This window comes from Dehalobacter restrictus DSM 9455, assembly GCF_000512895.1.
Taxonomy (GTDB): Bacteria; Bacillota; Desulfitobacteriia; order Desulfitobacteriales; family Syntrophobotulaceae; genus Dehalobacter; species Dehalobacter restrictus.
Genome location: NZ_CP007033.1, coordinates 2,619,074 through 2,636,426, shown reverse-complemented (window position 1 = coordinate 2,636,426; position 17,353 = coordinate 2,619,074). Strand labels below are relative to the sequence as shown.

Genomic DNA, 17,353 nt, shown 5'->3' with positions numbered 1-17,353 from the left:
TTGACCATCATGAACGCTTGCATCACAGATAAACGCTTGCACCACAGATATAAGGAGGAACTTCTATGTTGGAAGTTAAAAATGTCATTACGCAGAATCATCCTGTTGCCCTGGAACTCAAAAAGAAAATTGAAAACCATACCGCCCGGATCGGCGTGATCGGTCTTGGTTATGTTGGCCTGCCACTGGCAGTTGAGAAAGGTAAGGTTGGTTTCCCAGTTCTCGGATTTGATATTAATGCAGAGAAAGTTGCCATGGTATCAGCCGGAGAAAACTATATCGGAGACGTCAAGAACGAGGAGCTTAAAGAACTTGTCGATAAAAAGATCCTTCAGGCAACCACTGATTTTACCAAACTTGCCGACTGTGATGTGGTGATCATTTGTGTACCGACACCGCTGACCATTACCAGGGATCCTGATATTTCTTATATGAAGGCTTCCGCTGAGGAAGTCGGAAAAACCATTCGTCAGGGACAGCTTGTCACACTTGAGAGTACGACATATCCTGGAACCACGCAAGAAGTGATCCTGCCGATTCTGGAACAGTCGGGGCTTAAAGTCGGGCAAGACTTTTTCTTGGCCTTTTCGCCGGAAAGAGTTGATCCCGGTAACAAGCGTTTTTCAACGAAGAACACCTCCAAAGTTGTCGGCGGCGTAACGCCTTACTGCCTGGAGATTGCTTATACCTTATATGCACAGACCATTGTAAATGTCGTACCGGTCAGTTCACCGGCGGCAGCGGAACTTACCAAAGTATTTGAAAATACCTACCGCGCAGTCAATATCGCACTCGTGAATGAAATGATGCTATTATGCGATCGGATGGGGCTTGATGTTTGGGAGATCGTCGAGGCTGCTTCGACGAAACCTTTTGGTATCCATACGTTTTATCCGGGACCGGGTGTTGGCGGCCACTGCATTCCGATTGATCCGTTCTACCTTACCTGGAAGGCCAGAGAGTATGACTTTCATACCCGCTTTATTGAACTGGCCGGCGAGATCAATGTTGAAGTCTCTTCTTATGTCGTCAATAAAGTATACCGGGCTTTAAATTCCATGAATAAGAGCGTTAAGGATGCCAAACTCCTGGTCGTAGGTGTCGCTTATAAAAAGGATATTGAGGATGTCCGCGAATCACCGGCCCTGATCATCATGGAACTTCTGCGCAAGGAAGGGGCCATCTTAAGCTACCATGACCCTTACGTACCGGTGATCGAGCCGCATGGCGGCAGCACCATGCATCTGGAAAGCATCCAGCTAACCCCGAATGTATTGCAGGAGGCCGACTGTGTCCTGATTATCACCGATCACAGTGCTATAGACTATGATCAAATCGTCCAATATGCACCGTTAGTTGTCGATACACGCAATGCAACCAAAGACGTTCGGCAGATGCGTGAAAAAATATTCAAAATCTAAGTAAGGTAGCGGGGACAAAAGAGACGCTTCTTTTATCCTTCCTTTATGATTGGAGCGTGTGGAAATTTGACAGGAGACAAAATAGTATTTGGCGTAATCGGGTGCGGAAGAATTGCCCCGAAACATACGGAATCGATTATGGCTATTCCCGGCGCAGAGCTGGCTGCTGTCTGTGACATTGTGCCGGAAAGGGCTGAAGATTTTGCCAGCAAGTACAAGGCAAAGCCATATCTGGATTATCACGATCTTTTGAAGAGAGAAGATATCGATATTGTCACGATCGCAACCCCGAGTGGAAGCCACGCGGAAATCGGGATTGCAGCGGCCAGGGCCGGCAAGCATGTGATGGTCGAGAAGCCTATGTCCATGACGCTCCGCGAAGCAGATCTGCTGATCAGGGCCTGCAGGGAGAACGGTGTCAAACTGGCGGTCATTCATCAGAATCGTTTTAATCAATCAATTAAATTACTGAAAAACGCTTTGGAAGCAGGACGTTTTGGGAAACTGACACATGGCCAGGCGACTGTCCGCTGGAACCGGGGCATGGACTATTATCTGCAGGCACCTTGGAGAGGGACCAAACTGCAGGACGGCGGCGTCCTGATGAATCAGTCCATTCATAACATTGATTTATTACAGTGGATGTTCGGTCCTGTAGAATCCGTTTTTGGCTATACCCATACCGCGTTAAGAAATATTGAAATGGAAGATGTCGCCGGAGCGGTACTGAAGTTTAAGAACGGCGCAATCGGGCTGATTGAGGCTGCTTCCACGATTTATCCAAAGAATATCGAGGAAACGCTGAACGTTTTTGGGGAAACAGGCTCAGCTGTGATCGGCGGGATTGCAGTGAACCGCGTCGAGGTTTGGGAATTCCCCGATAGTGAAGCAGAAAAAGAGCAGATATTTGCTGCCCAGGAGACTGATCCGCCTAACGTATACGGATTTGGCCACCGGGAGATCATTGAGGATATGATCCAGGCCGTTCAAACCAATGGGACTCCCGCTGTACCCGGCGAAGAGGGACGAAAAGCACTTGAAATCATTTTATCCATCTATAAATGCCAGGAAACCGGGGTACCGGTTAAACTTCCGTTAATTGAAGATTAGAAAAAACCATGCACTTCCTTTTCGGTTGGCACATATTTGTATTGTACACTAAAACCGGAAAGGAGACAGAAAAATGAGACCTCCTTATGATGGACCGGGACCGGGAACATATTCGATGATGCCGGATTATCACCAGACAATGATGCAGGTCGAGCTTGCCGTCAGGCATGGAATGAGAGAAGTGGGGACTGTGAATGTGAGACATGGTGTTATGGAAACAGCCCTTGTTGCTTACCTGCTAGGCAAAGGCTTTGACTATTATCAGGCAGTCCGGATCGTAGAATCCTGGGAACGGAATGAAACTTTCCCTATGTAAATGTTATTTATCAAGGTGGAAGTCACTACATGTGAGGATGTTTATAGCAAAGCGTCCTCATTTATTTGTTTCAGAAAGTATAAGGACTTTCTAATACACCTAAAGGAGACTAAGGCTTGGTGCAAGCTAAGTATTCTTAGTGACAGCTTGTTCTTAGAATATTGATAAATTAAATTGTATAGAAAGAAGGGTTTGATTTGGCAGCTGAAATTCATTCCGGAGCGGTTATCGCGGCTAGCGCTATGATTGGGAAACAGGTAAGTATCGCTCCTTTTTGCGTAATAGGGGAGAATGTCGTGATTGAAGACGGGGCAATACTGGAGCCGGGGTGTGTACTGGCGGATGGAGTGAAGGTTGGTAAAGATGTCAAACTTGGATGCCATGTCACCTTGGGAAATCAGGCAGTTTTGGAAGCCGGGGTCGTCGCAGGGGATCATACCGTGGTATATCCGGGGACAGTGATTGGAGAAGGTGCGTTTGTCGGCAGCAATTCGTCAATAGGACGCCCGCCGCGCGCAGCGGCAACCAGTACGGTCAAAAACACGGAAGATCTGCCACCGCTTACAATTGGCAGAAAGTGTACCATTGGCTGCTCCTCAGTGATTTATTCCGGTACGGAGCTCGGCGACGGGGTCTTTATCGGAGACAGGGCCTTGGTCCGGGAGCGTTGCACACTTGGTGAGAAAGTTGTTGTCGGCAGCGGCAGTGCTGTGGAGAATAATACCAGGATCGGATCTTTTACGAAGATTCAGACCGGCTCCTACATTACCGCATATATGGAGATTGAAGAAAATGTCTTCATTGCGCCGATGGTGACAACGACGAATGACAATTATATGGGGCGGACCGAAAAACGTTTTAAACATATCAAGGGAGCCGTAATCCGCAGGGCAGCGCGGATCGGAGGAGGAGCGATCCTGCTTCCGGGCATCGAGGTGGCGGAAGAGACATTTGTCGCGGCAGGTTCGCTCATCACAAAAGATACAGTTGCCGGGAAAGTCTACAAAGGATTCCCAGCCAAGGCTGTCCGGGATGTCCCGGAAGATGAGCTGATCTAGCTAATGTATTACCGAGACCTACCAGGATAAACAATATATTAATTCTTGAAATTAACTCGTGCAGGGTGTACCCTAAATATATTATTGTCTGCAGTTGCTCCATGCCATCCATGGAATAAGCGAAGCGCCAACTCTATCCAACGCTTACACGGTATGATGAACTCTAAACAAGACAATTTGTATTCATAGGATTTTTGTTCGACATTAGGCCATTTGTGGTCGTCAGAAAGGGAGGATGCATGTGTCAATTCCACTTTTGGATTTAAAGGCGCAGTACTTATCGATAAAAGAAGAGATTGATCAGGCGGTACTCGGGGTTCTGGACTCCTGTCATTTCATTCTCGGACCGAATGTGAAAGCAATGGAGGAAAAAACAGCAGCGTACTGCGGGACAAAGCACGCTGTTGCTGTTGCCAATGGTACGGATGCGCTTGTACTGGCTCTCAAAGCCTGCGGCATTGCACAGGGGGATGAAGTCATCACGACGCCGTTTACTTTTTTTGCTTCGGCAGAGGCAGTTGCGAGTCTCGGGGCAACACCTGTATTCGTAGATATTGATCCGGTCACGCTGAATATGGATATTGACCAATTGGAAAGCAAAATTACCTCCAGGACAAAGGCGATTATTCCTGTTCATATTTTTGGCCAGATGGTCAATATGGATAAGGTCATGGACCTGGCCCAAAAATATGAGCTTAAGATTATAGAGGATGCCGCACAGGCGATCGGGGCCGAATACAAGGGCAAAAGAGCCGGAGCCTACGGAACGGCAGGAACATTCAGCTTTTTTCCAACCAAGAATCTCGGCGGCTATGGCGATGGCGGCATGGTGGTGACCAACTGTGATGAAATTGCGGAAAAGGTCAGACTGTTCCGTTTCCATGGCTCCAAGACAAAATATTTCCATGAAGAGATTGGCTATAACAGCAGACTGGACGAGATCCAGGCTGCTATTCTCCGCGTCAAGTTTCAGTATCTGGATGAATGGAACAAAGCCCGCAGGCAAAAAGCCGAACTGTACGACAGTCTGCTTAAACCGCTGGCAGATCAGCAGAAACTAATTCTTCCCGGCAAAGACCCGGAGGCCTACCAGGTGTTCCATCTGTATGTCATGAGAGTCCAGCAGAGAGAAAAAGTCATGGAGAAATTGAAGGAAGCAGGCATTGCTTCAGCGGTCTATTATCCGCTTCCGCTTCATCTGCAGAAAGCTTTTGCGTATTTGGGCTATAAGGCCGGTGATTTCCCTGAGGCCGAAAAGGCCAGCGAACATGCACTGGCGATCCCGTGCTATCCCGAACTGACCCTGCAGCAGCAAGAAGAAATCGTACATGTTATCAACGACTGTTTAATACAGAGCTAAACTGGCATGCAGACTTAATATTCTTGAAATCAGTCTGGGAGCCACAGTTCCGCTGTAAGCGGAGCAGGATTGCGTAGCGCGGCTTTTTGTGCCATGGATGGCACAACAGCCGAAAAGCGGTGGTGTGGCTAACAGACTAACCCCAAAAAGTGAACGTAAAACAGGAGGCATAATGTTTTGGAATAACGGCATTACGAGAAGGAATGATACCAGGCTTTTTATTTTGGCGATGACCATGCTCTCAGCAATGATCCTGCCTTCATTTCCTATTCATCCTTCTCTTCCTAATATTCGATTGGACGAGCTGCTGCTCTTCGGTACCTTTGGCCTGAACATCCTGCTGTTTGCAGCGAAAGGATTCCGCTTCAGCCCTGAAGAAAAACAGCAGTTGTTAAAACGCAAACAAGAACATAAGTGGATTCTGCTGATCTTTATCTTGCTCGTATTCTCTTACGCCATTTCCAACATCTATGGTGTGATCATCAAAGGAGCAGGTTATTATGGTCTCCGGGATGTCATGGAACTGGTGACATTCTGTAAATATTATCTGGCCGTAACGCTGGCCTTATCCATCGATCTGCGTACAGAGGAATTTGACTTCCTGGGCAAGGCTTTCCTCGGAGGCCTAGCTTTTCTGATTATTTTCGGCTGGGGGCAGCATTTCAACGTGCTGAATATGAATACCTGGCTGTCGCCCTATTTTGACCAGCAGCATTGGCAGCTGCTTTTGGTCGGCAATCCGGCCAGGGTGCAGGGCACCTTTGACAACCCGAATTTCTTCGGGATATTTACTGTGATGACGCTAGCTTATCTGACAGTACGCTATTATTTCGGTGAAGATCACGGAAAATTTACGGTCCTGCTGTTTATTTTGGTCGGCTTTGTGATCAAACTGGAATTCCTGACGATATCCCGGACGGCTCTGGCCGGCATTGGGCTGCTTTTTCTGATTTTAAGCATTTGGGCTTTTGTCTATCACCGGCATAATAAAAAGGTCCTGATTAAAATAGCGGCGTTGTTTGTGCTGACAGCAGTTCTTTTCCTGACGGCTTCAGGTGATTTCTTCTACAGGCTGCAGGAAGGGTTGGATTTTTCCAACAGCACTTCTTTCCAGGGGCACCTGGACCGCTGGGGAAAGGCAATCGGCAGCATTTGGGATTCTCCGGTCTTTGGCTGGGGTACGCAGAAATACGTAATGACAACACTTGTAGACAATGAATATGCGCTGTATGCCAGAAGGTACGGTTTTTTCGGGCTGGCGCTCTATCTGAGCTTCTTTTTGCTCCCGTTTATTCTTGGTATCAGAAACCTTCGCGCTAAGATTGCTGCCTCTGGACGGGGGATCGCATTCAGCCAGCCGATGCAGTTTATGGCAGCGTATGCCGCAGTACTGCCGTCCATCTTTGTGTTTAACATCATGGCGGGGATATTTTACAATCTGCAGCTGATGACTTTTTTTGCAATTTGTATGGGTCTGGCTTATAATTCGTTTGCGGAGCAAAGGGGGATAAACGATACGTCCTTAAGACCCCTCAGTTCCCTCGAGTAAGGTGGTTTAACGGTGAAGATATTGGTGATCTCTCATATGTATCCTTCATCTCAGAATCCGGCTTACGGCATTTTCATTCATAAGCAGGTTAAAGCGCTGCAGGATCAAGGCTGCGAGATTAAAGTCGTATCGCCTGTGCCGTATGCGCCCTGGCCCCTGCCGGCACTCCAGCCGAAGTGGCGGGCCTATGCGTCCATACCCGATCACGATGTGGTGGACGGAGTTGAAGTATACTATCCGTGTTATCCCGAGTTTCCGCGCTCCTATTTCCTGGAGCAGTCGGGCTATTTCATGTACCAGGGAATCCGCAGGCAGATCGCCCAGATCCGCCGGGACTTTCCATTTGATCTGATCCATGCCCACGTGGCCCTTCCCGACGGCCACGCGGCATTTTTACTGAAGAAAGACGATGATATACCGCTTGTGGTTACCATCCACGGGCAGGACTTTCAGTCAACTCTGACCAAAAATGAAAAATGCCGCCGGAGACTTTTTGAGGTACTGGAGGGCACAGACAGAATCATTGCAGTCAGCTCCAAACTGAAGAATATCATCAGGGACCAGGCTTTTTTCTCGAAGACAGAGGTTATCAATAATGGTATCGACTTGAATGACTGTGTACCGCCGCCGGATATTTCCGGTAATACCCGAAAAGAAATCAGGATCCTGAGTGTTTCGAATCTTAAGAAAACCAAGGGCATCGATCTGAATCTCCGGGCGGTTTCATCTCTGACCAAAAAATATCCTTCACTCAAATATTTTATTGCAGGTGACGGGGAAGAGCGAAAAGCCCTGGAGGATTTGACGGAAAGTCTGAACCTCAAAGATAAGGTTGTTTTTCTCGGAAAGCTTACCCATCCTGAAGTGATGAAAGAGATGGCAGAGGCCGATATTTTCTGTCTGCCAAGCTGGCAGGAAGGCTTCGGCGTCGTCTATATTGAAGCGATGGCCCAGGGGTTGCCGGCTATCGGTGTCCGCGGCGAAGGAATCGAAGATGCGCTGATCCATGGCCAAAACGGTCTGCTTGTCGCCCCCCGGAATGTCGAAGATCTTTCCGGAGCCCTCGATGCGCTGCTCAGAGACCCTGCTTACTGCCGGAGGCTCGGTGAGGCAGGCAGGCAAACGGTGCTAGATCAGTTTACCTGGTCAAATAATGCGGCCCAAACGGCCCGCGTCTATCAAACTTTAACAGGAGGCAGGACAGTTTGAAAATATGCATTCTCACAACGGGTCATCCGACCCTCGATAACCGAATATTTTACAAGCAGGCTTTGTCTCTTAAGAAAAAATATGACGACATTACCCTGATTGTACCTGATGAGAGAACTGAATATATGGAACAGGGGATCCGGATCATTGGCGTGCCAAGAGCGGGATCTCTTTACGGCCGTTTTAAGCTCGGGGATACCGTCGTTGCCAAAGCGATCGAACTTCAACCGGATATCTGCCATTTCCACGACTTTGAACTAATCTACAAAGTGTTAAAGATTAAAAAAGCGCTGCCTGCATGCAAGCTGATTTACGATGTCCACGAGCATTACCCGGATATGATGCGCATGTCCAGGAAGATTCCGCGGATTTTGAGGCCCCTGGCTACTTTTTTGGTCGATAAAAGTGAACGGTATTATGCTGGAAAATTTGACCAGATTATCACGGCAGATGATGCGGTCAAAGACCGGTTTGCCGGCAAAAATCCCAGAGTTGATGTGGTCTATAATTTTACGGAATTTATACCGCCGGAAGCTGACGCTTCGCCAAAAGAAACGGAACTCCCGGAAAAGGAATACGATGCCATTTACCAGGGGGATATTACCCTGGAGCGCGGCGTATATATGACTGTCCAGGCTATCAAGCTGCTGAAGGAGAAGTATCCGGACATTCGGATGATTTTTGTGGGGCCTTTTAATGACGTAGAAGGCAAAGAAATCGTCACCCAATACATTGAAGAAAATGATCTGAGCAAAAATATCCTTTTCACAGGACGGGTGCCCCATATCGAGGTTCAGGAGTATATCCGAAAGTCTAGGGTTGGCATTGTTACGCTGCTGCCGCTGCCCAAATATTTTAAGAACATACCGATTAAACAGTTTGAATACATGAGCTGCGGCATCCCTATTGTCGGCAGCAATCTTCCTCCGATCCAGCATTTTCTGACCAGTTATAACAGCGGGATCATTGTTGATCCGACCAAGCCTGAGGATATTGCCAAAGGTCTGGGCATCCTGCTGGCCGATCCGCAGCTCTGCAAAGAGATGGGCGATAACGGCATCAAGGCTGTCAGAGAAGAGTACAACTGGGGCAAAATGGAGGAAAAGCTGCTGAAGATTTACAGCAGATTTGAGAATTAAGGCTTAAAAACATGACTGAAAAGATGGAAATAGATCGAAGCATCCAAGAGAAACCGTAAAGTCTAATAAAGAAAAGCTAAAGAAGAAGTGATAGAGTTTGGATACCCGCCTGATCGCTAAAAATGCTGCGGCCCTGGGAATATCAGGAGTACTTGCCAAGGCCATTGCCGCCGTGGTGGGTATATTTGTTACCCGCTACCTTGGCCCGGGACCATTTGGAGATTACTCCACAGCGTACGCGTTCGTCGGAACGTTTATTCTGTTTGCGGAGCTTGGAATCAGCCAGCTCATGGTGCAGGATTGTTCGAGGAACCTGGCCGAATTGCCGCGGTATTTCGGCAACACGCTGTTTGTCAAGTCCGTAATCTCCATTGGGTGTTTTCTATTAATGGTCATCTTTATGTTCCCAGCCGGATACAATACGTCGACCAAAGAAATGGTTGTCGTTTTGGGCGTGGCTGTGTCTTTCAATGCGCTGAATCAGTCGGTCTATAACTATTATCAAGCCGTTCAGAAGCTCTACCTGGCTGCAGCCTTCCAGTTTTTGACCACCTTTCTGATCGGAGGACTGACCATTGCGGTGATCTTTGCCGGGATGGGAGTCGTCGCAATTACGTTTACCCATTTGTTTACGTATATACTGATTAGTGTACTCCTGTTTTTCGCCCTCAGAAGGGAAATCAGGCCGCGCGTTGAACGGAGCAGCCTGATGCTGATGGTCAGGAACGGATTGCCGTTTGGGATCCACCGGATATTCTATAACGTCTTTTTCCAGCTCAGTATTCTGGTTTTGTCACTGACGGCCAGCAATGTCGAGGTAGGGATTTACTCTGCGGCGTACAAGCTTGTCCTGATGCTGATTTTCCTGCCGAGCCTGATGACCAGCGCGCTTTATCCTGTGCTGTATCAGCTTGGGGAAACGGATAAGGACGGTCATCGGAATACGACTGAAAAGGTCTTCAAGCTGCTTTCCGGGATTGGGATTCCAGGCAGCATCCTGATTTTTGTTTTAGCAGGACCGCTGACAACATGGCTCTATGCCGGAAAATTTGATGAATCGATTCCGATCCTGATGATTGTATCCTGGTTCTTTGCACTGGAATGCATGAGTTTTTCCCTCGGCGATGTCCTGACGACCACCAACCACCAGTGGCAGAGAACCATCGTGCAGGGTTCTGCGCTAGTCCTGATGTTTATTCTGATTATGGTCTTGAATCCGCTGTACGGGATCAGCGGTACTGCGTATGCGCTGATCATTGTCGAGATCTTTATCTTTTGCGGATACTACCTGTTGGTCCGAAAAGGGGTTTATAAGATTCGGATCTGGCGCCAGCTCCCGTCAATCGTATTTGCTTCCTTGCTGATGGCAGGGACCGCCTGGTTGACAAACAGCTTTCATCCGCTGCTATCTGCTGTAACGGCTGGAGTCATTTATTGCCTGGCGCTCGTGATATTGGACAAGGATTTCCGGAAGATCGGTGGATTTGTTATTCAGAAGGGTCTTCGAAAATAAGAACTGGGAGGAATCGAACATGCTTCAGTGGCCGGTATTCGTGTTGACCATCATACTTCTTGGTTACCTGGCTGTCAAAAAGCCGCTATGGCTTGTGCCGTCTCTGGCAGTGGCAGTTGCGTTGGAAATATCGATTAACTGGTATCCGAACCTTGGCTTTCTGGAAAAAATTTTGGGAGAGGTCTCCCTGACCAGGCTTACCAGTATCGTTCTGATCCTGGCGGCATTTTCCCGCGTGTTTTTTTCGGAGGAGATGCGCAAAAAGCTTAGGGCGGTTCTAAAAGATCCACTGACGCTTGTTTTATTGGCTTTTATCATTCTCGGTGGGATAAGTGTTGTATACTCCGCCAACTTTGGCAACACTGTTACTGAAACCATCCGGCTGCTGATTTTATTTGCTGTGTTTATCTCTGCCGCACTTTTGATGGATAAAGAACGCGCCCTGCTGCCTTTCAAAGCCGTACATATCATGGCACTCCTGCTTGCGCTGGTCAGTTTCTATGAAGGAATTACGGGGAACCTGATCTGGCAGGGAGACAAATTGCTGGTTGAGCAGACGCTGCGTGTCAATGCTACCTTTGTCGACCCCAATATTTTTGCACGTTACATCATTCTGGGGGTTGCGTCGAATTTTGTTCTGCAGATTTATACCCGGGAAAGAAGCCATAAAATGATTTATATGGCGTGTCTCGCTGTCCTGCTGGCAGAATTAGTACTGACCGGTTCGCGCGGTGGATTTCTGACGCTTCTGGCGATTCTGATTGCCACGCTGATCTTCTTGCCGAACAAAAAGGCTGTTCTCTGGGTTCTTGGTTTAGGTGCCCTTTGCGGGGCGATCGTGATTTTCCTTCGTCCGGAAATCTGGGAGAGGATGCTGACGATAACGAAGGGTTTCGCATACTCGAGTGAGCAGCGCTTATACCTCTGGAAGGCCGCAATTGCAATATTCAAGGACCATCCGCTGATTGGCACCGGCCTTGGCACTTTCGAGACTGTGTTTAAACAGAGTTATTTTGATCTCATGAATATCCCCGGCGGAGCGACACGCTCCCACACCACCATTCTGACGATTGCTTCGGAACTGGGGGCCGTGGGGCTAACTGTACTCACGGCGATCTGGGCAGCGATCCTGTACAGGCTGGCCAAATTGTTCAGCCTCGGACATGACTATCTCGGTATGTTTCAGGAGCAAAACCAATACTTTGCCGGCACAGGCTATGTGCTGTGGGCTGCAACCGTATTTATCAGCTCTCAAGCTGAGGGACGCTTCTTCGAGGATCCGATATTCTGGCTCAGCTGCGCGATGCTTGTTGTGTTGAAGCTTTCGCGGAAGTACCGGCTCGAGCTTGACTAATTTGTTAGGGCTAGTTCGTTGACTCAGATTAATCCGATTTTTTGGGCTTGTCTGTGGGCCACAGATTGATTGCATTTTTAGGCCTGTCTGCGTGCCACAATTCCGCTTTTCGGCGAATTGCGCCATCCATGGCGCAAATGCCGCGCTCCGCACTCCTTGCTCCGCTTTTCGCGGAACCGTGGCACGCAGACTGATCATAGGTTCATTATAATTGTTCTGTGGCCCACAGACTGATTATAAGGTCGTTTATGTAAGTCGGCATGTATTAGGCCATCTATGGGTTGCGTTCATGGTATCACGGCATTAAGTTATCCATGGACATCGCCGCGTTCCGCATCAGCAGTCCAGCTGGAAGCGCTTAGTACATCTTTTTTACTAGCACAACGTTCTCAAATTCCCTGCTCGAATCATTCATACAGGCTTGATTACCCTAAATTAGGTCTGTGTGCCACAGTTCCAGCGTTAAGCGGAGCATGGAGGCGGAGCGCGGCTGTTAACGTCCATGGATGGACTAATGTCGCGGTGCTATGGAGGGCAAGGAGCGACAAGCCACGGATGGCGCAACAGCCGAGAGCGGAATGTGGCACGCAGACCAGACCCAAATGAACATATTTCTCAAACTATTTAAAGATCAATGTACTAGAAGAAGCAGCCAAAATAGGTTTAGTAAAGTAAGTTTAATCTAGGAGTAAAGATAAATATGCGTATTTTGCTTTTGACGCAGTATTTTCCGCCGGAGAAGGGGGCGGCTCAGGTAAGGCTCTGGGAGCTGGCCAAAGGTCTGCGGAACCAGGGGAATACCGTTACGGTCGTGACAGCCTTTCCGAACCATCCCACCGGGATCATCCCAGATGAATACCGGGGGAAAGTGTTTGCGCGTGAGGATATGGAAGGGATTGTTATTCTGAGAACCTGCATCTATCCGGTGAAGCGGGGCAGATTCTGGCTGCGTTTGCTGAACTATTTTTCTTTTGTCTTTTCTGCTTTTTTGGGAATTTGCCGCAGCGGTCCCCAAGACCTGATCGTTGTGGAATCTCCGCCGCTTTTTATCGGTTTTACAGCTGTCATTACTTCTTTCTTCAAAAGAGCACCCTATATCTTCAATGTCTCCGATCTGTGGCCGGAATCCGCGGTGCAGCTCGGACTTGTCACGAATAAACAGCTTATCGGCATGTGTGAGTGGCTGGAACGCTGTTTTTACCGCAAGGCATTTAAGCTTTCGGCGCAGACCCAGGGGATTGTGGAAGGGTTGAAAAAGAAAGGGGTCAAAGCTGAAGATATCTTATTCCTGCCTAACGGCGTCGATACCGAACTTTTTAAACCGAGACCCAAAGACCAAGTGCTGGAACAGCAGCTTGGTCTGCAGGGAAAATACGTGATCCTGTATGCCGGGACGATGGGGTACGCCCATGGGATTGAGACAGCGCTTGAGGCTGCCGATCTGCTGCGTGCCGAGCCGGAAATATTTTTTCTGTTTGTCGGCGACGGGTCCGAAAGACCGCGGCTTGAACAGATTGCCCGGGAAAAGGATCTGCCCAATGTCCGCTTCATCGATTTCCAGCCGCTCGAAGAGATTCCACGTTATTATTCGCTGAGCAGTATCAGTCTTTCGACCCTCAGACGCTATAAGCTGTCGGAAGGGGTAAGGCCTTCCAAAGTATTCCCGGCAATGGCCAGCGGTCAGCCGTTGATCTATGTCGGAGAGGGTGAAGGTGCCGAGATTGTCAAAGAAAGCGGCGGCGGAGTGGTGCTCGAACCCGAGAATCCCAAAATTCTTGCCGAGACGGTCTTGCGCCTAAAGGCAGATCTGGAAACCTGCAGGGTACTCTCCGAAAAGGGCCGGGAATATGTCATCCGGCACTATTCCTGGGACAGCATCGTCAGGGACTGGCTTGAACAGCTTCATTTGAAGAAAGCCTGAAGTTGTTTTTTGGCCAAAGCGTAGTAAAATAAAGTAGTCAATAAAAAATTAGCCAATGAACAAGGAATTAAAAGTATTGAAGAATAAGCGAAGTATAAAAACAATTTATTTGATAAATCAAAAAAATCTAATAAGAACAACACGATAACATAATAACAGACACTGAAACTAAGAAAGAGGCGTAAGTTTATGAGTCCACGACGCGAACAGTTCCTTCCCTATGCGCTACCGCTGATTGAAGATGATGATATTGAAGCTGTTGTTGACAGCCTGAAATCAAATTGGATTTCCAAGGGTCCAAAGACCGGAGAATTTGAGAAGCGGTTTGCCGAATATATCGGTGTCAAACATGCCATTGCGCTGAATTCCTGCACCGCAGGCCTGCATATCGCCCTGCTTGCTGCCGGAGTCGGAGCGGGCGATGAGGTGATCACCACGGTGATGACGTTTGCAGCCTCAGCGAATGTGATCATTCACTGCGGGGCAACTCCGGTTCTGGTGGATATTGACCCGCAAACGATGAATATCGATCCGGCAAAAATCGAAGAGAAGATAACATCTAAGACCAAGGCAATTATCCCGGTTCATCTTGCCGGGCTGCCTTGCGAGATGGATGAGATAATGGTGATTGCGAAAAAATACAGCCTATTTGTTTTGGAAGATGCGGCTCATGGCACGTATACGAAGTATAAAGACAGAATGGTCGGCACGATTGGTGATACGGCAGCCTTTTCGTTCTATGCGACGAAGAATCTGGCGACTGGTGAAGGCGGCATGGTGACGACCAACGATGATGAGCTTGCCAACAAGATGAGGGTCCTGAGCCTCCACGGCATGAGCCGGAATGCCTGGAACAGATTTTCTGAAAAAGGCTCCTGGTACTATGAGATTGAATACCCGGGATACAAGTACAATATGACGGATATTCAGGCTGCGATGGGGATGACCCAGCTAGCCAAACTGGAATCGATGCAGGCTAGAAGAGAAGTCATCTGGCAGCGTTATAACGCTGCTTTCAGCAAGCTTCCCGAAATAGAGGTTCCGACTGATTTCGCATATGCCCGTCATGCCCGCCATTTGTATATGATTAGGCTGAATCTCGATAAACTTACGGTGGATCGGGCTGCGTTTATTGAATTGCTTAAGGAAGAAAATATCGGCACCAGCGTTCACTATATTCCGCTTCCGTATCATCCGTACTACCGGGATACCTTTGGCTACAAACCCGGAGATTTTCCAAAGACGGAAGCGCTCTACGAGAGAATTATTTCCCTGCCGCTCTATCCCAGAATGAGCGATGCCGATGTTCAGGATGTCATTGAAGCCGTACAGTGTGTTATTGAAAAGATCAGGTTATAAGAAGGAAGAACAGACTTTCTCCTCCGTTTCTTATAGAATTTAGGAAATTATTCGAAATCACCTACGAAAGATAGTAAGAATATTTGTAAGATGTGAAGGAGTAAAATCCCAAGGAGTGGTAATTTGTTAGCGAAAAGGGTTTTAGACCTGTTGATTTCCATCCCGCTGCTCATTGTGTTATCCCCATTGTGGCTGATGATTGTCCTTTGGATCAAAGCCGATTCCAAAGGCCCCGCAGTCTTCCGGCAGGAAAGAGTCGGACGGAATGGAGCGCTCTTCACGATCTATAAATTCCGGACCATGGTTCCGAATGCCGATGCTGTGATGAAAGAAAAAATTGAGCAGTTGAAAAAAGAAGGCAAGTTTGATCCCGACAACTTCATCTTTCAGGATAAGGATGATCCGCGGATTACGAAGAGCGGCAGATTCTTAAGGAAAAGCAGCCTGGATGAACTGCCCCAGCTTTTGAATATTATCAACGGTACGATGAGCATCGTCGGTCCGAGGCCGGAAGTTCCGGAAATCGTGGATCAGTATACGCACGAACAGCGTCATCGTCTGGACATGCCGCCGGGTGTGACCGGTCTAGCCCAAGTCAACGGCCGCAGTGAGCTGACCCTTACGGAAACCCTGAAATATGACGTGGAATACGTCCAGAATTGGCGTTTAGGCCTTGATCTGAAGATACTTTGGAAGACCCTTTTTATTGTTATAAAGGGGAAGGGCGCATACTAATATCTATTCCAGCAGTGCCGCAAATTGTCCGGCGCTTGTCTGGTCGAGCCAGGCCAGGGACCAGCAGCCTATCCCTCCGAGGCTGAATTCGTTAAGCAGGCAGAGTTTACCTGCCCAGCTCCGGCTATCATCGTAATACACGGTCCAGCGATGACCGTGTTCATCTGTATAGCAAAAAGTTGGTGTACCGATGGGATCGGAGGAAGAGGTCTTTCTCGTGCTTACTGCACGAAAGTGTTCAGCAGTCCGCGTGGCAGCGGAAAGACCTAGCGCTTTGGATAACCAGCGCGTACCGTCCTGCCGCCAGGTTCTACCGTAAAACGGTATACCCATCAGGATCTTCGAGGGAGGAATCCGCGTAACGGCATAAGCCATGACCCTGCGCACCCAATCCAGCGGTGCGATCGGACCCGGTGCAGAGGTTGCATAATGCAGGTCGTAGGACATGATCTGTACGTAGTCGGCATATCCGGATAGCTCGGCGTAGTTATACTGAACGCACCAGGGCTCTGCTGTGTCGGAAGTCCGGGACATCACAGAGACGAGCGTGAGCTTTCCTTCGGCGGATAACTGCGCATAGAGGGCTTTCATTAAAGCGGTAAGTCCCGGTCCGGTATCGGACGAGAGCGCTTCAAGATCGACCAGAATCCCGTCCGCTCCGGTATCCCGGATGAGCTTCAGGCAGCTTTCCTTGAAAATACTGCGTTTCAGAGGATCACGCAGCATATCCCCGGCAGTCTTGCCGCTGCCCAGCACCATCGGAACCACTTTGGCGCCGCTGCGCTGTCCGAGAGCGACCAGGTACTTCGGTATTTCAGGATCGGTGAAGACATAGCCAAAACTACCATCCGCTTGCAGCGGCCCTGCAAAATTTGGGACCAGGATATCAATCGATTTCAGAAGATTGCCGGAAACGCAGGCCAATTGTTTCTCGTAAGCTGCCTTACTGCCGTATCCATCCCAGAACTGAAGGTTAGTTGTCATCTTGAAACCCCACTTCTTAGTTTCTTATCTTCTGATATGAATATTCAGTAAGAAAAAAGAGGGTGCGTGAACACCCTCTAATACCAAATAGGTAAATTACAGTCAGACTTAAGTATATCGGGCCTGTCTGCATGCCACAATTCCGCTTTCGGCCGTTGTGTCATCCTTGACACGTCGCTCCTTGCCATCCATGGCATCGCGACATTAGGCCATCCGTGGCCGTCAAAAGGCCGCGCTTCGCTTCCTTGCTCCGCTTGACGCTGGAACTGTGGCATGCAGACTAATCAAAGGTTGGTTAAGTAAATTCAGCATGCCAGATAATTAA

14 protein-coding genes are annotated in these 17,353 nt (G+C 48.6%); 13 read left to right on the top strand and 1 reads right to left on the bottom strand.

The window, feature by feature from the left end:
* Positions 1–65 precede the first annotated feature (65 nt).
* The 13 genes from DEHRE_RS12625 to DEHRE_RS12565 all read left to right on the top strand — a co-directional run bounded on the left by DEHRE_RS12625 (position 66) and on the right by DEHRE_RS12565 (position 16,044).
* Positions 66–1,421, top strand: a complete 1,356-nt coding sequence (locus tag DEHRE_RS12625; RefSeq protein ID WP_025206185.1) for a nucleotide sugar dehydrogenase — start codon at positions 66–68, stop codon at positions 1,419–1,421.
* Between the two features lie 66 nt (positions 1,422–1,487).
* The gene (locus DEHRE_RS12620) at positions 1,488–2,531 is read left to right on the top strand and encodes a Gfo/Idh/MocA family protein (RefSeq protein ID WP_025206184.1); all 1,044 of its coding nucleotides are present in this window, start codon (positions 1,488–1,490) and stop codon (positions 2,529–2,531) included.
* A gap of 73 nt (positions 2,532–2,604) precedes the next feature.
* Positions 2,605–2,847 (top strand): hypothetical protein, encoded by a 243-nt coding sequence (locus DEHRE_RS12615; RefSeq protein ID WP_025206183.1) that lies wholly within the window; start codon positions 2,605–2,607, stop codon positions 2,845–2,847.
* 197 nt (positions 2,848–3,044) lie between these two features.
* A complete protein-coding gene (locus tag DEHRE_RS12610; protein ID WP_025206182.1) occupies positions 3,045–3,905 on the top strand; it encodes an N-acetyltransferase in 861 nt (286 codons plus the stop codon).
* A gap of 241 nt (positions 3,906–4,146) precedes the next feature.
* Positions 4,147–5,265 carry a DegT/DnrJ/EryC1/StrS family aminotransferase gene (locus DEHRE_RS12605; RefSeq protein ID WP_019224702.1) on the top strand — a complete coding sequence of 373 codons (1,119 nt, stop codon included), beginning with the start codon at positions 4,147–4,149 and terminating at the stop codon, positions 5,263–5,265.
* A gap of 172 nt (positions 5,266–5,437) precedes the next feature.
* Positions 5,438–6,814 (top strand): O-antigen ligase family protein, encoded by a 1,377-nt coding sequence (locus DEHRE_RS12600; protein ID WP_025206181.1) that lies wholly within the window; start codon positions 5,438–5,440, stop codon positions 6,812–6,814.
* Between the two features lie 12 nt (positions 6,815–6,826).
* The gene (locus DEHRE_RS12595) at positions 6,827–8,023 is read left to right on the top strand and encodes a glycosyltransferase family 4 protein (RefSeq protein ID WP_025206180.1); all 1,197 of its coding nucleotides are present in this window, start codon (positions 6,827–6,829) and stop codon (positions 8,021–8,023) included.
* Positions 8,020–9,162, top strand: a complete 1,143-nt coding sequence (locus DEHRE_RS12590; protein ID WP_025206179.1) for a glycosyltransferase family 4 protein — start codon at positions 8,020–8,022, stop codon at positions 9,160–9,162. The genes DEHRE_RS12595 and DEHRE_RS12590 overlap by 4 nt, the downstream gene beginning before the upstream one ends.
* Positions 9,163–9,259: 97 nt before the next feature.
* The gene (locus DEHRE_RS12585; protein WP_025206178.1) at positions 9,260–10,675 is read left to right on the top strand and encodes a flippase; all 1,416 of its coding nucleotides are present in this window, start codon (positions 9,260–9,262) and stop codon (positions 10,673–10,675) included.
* A 19-nt stretch (positions 10,676–10,694) separates the two neighbouring features.
* Positions 10,695–12,029, top strand: a complete 1,335-nt coding sequence (locus DEHRE_RS12580) for an O-antigen ligase family protein (RefSeq protein WP_025206177.1) — start codon at positions 10,695–10,697, stop codon at positions 12,027–12,029.
* 700 nt (positions 12,030–12,729) lie between these two features.
* Positions 12,730–13,950, top strand: a complete 1,221-nt coding sequence (locus DEHRE_RS12575) for a glycosyltransferase family 4 protein (RefSeq protein ID WP_025206176.1) — start codon at positions 12,730–12,732, stop codon at positions 13,948–13,950.
* A gap of 189 nt (positions 13,951–14,139) precedes the next feature.
* Positions 14,140–15,309, top strand: a complete 1,170-nt coding sequence (locus DEHRE_RS12570) for a DegT/DnrJ/EryC1/StrS family aminotransferase (protein WP_025206175.1) — start codon at positions 14,140–14,142, stop codon at positions 15,307–15,309.
* Between the two features lie 123 nt (positions 15,310–15,432).
* Positions 15,433–16,044, top strand: a complete 612-nt coding sequence (locus DEHRE_RS12565) for a sugar transferase (RefSeq protein WP_025206174.1) — start codon at positions 15,433–15,435, stop codon at positions 16,042–16,044.
* A gap of 3 nt (positions 16,045–16,047) precedes the next feature.
* Here DEHRE_RS12565 and DEHRE_RS12560 read toward each other — a convergent pair whose 3' ends face one another.
* Entirely contained in the window at positions 16,048–17,028 is a 981-nt protein-coding gene (locus tag DEHRE_RS12560) for a glycosyl hydrolase family 18 protein (protein ID WP_025206173.1), read from the bottom strand.
* Positions 17,029–17,353 lie beyond the last annotated feature (325 nt).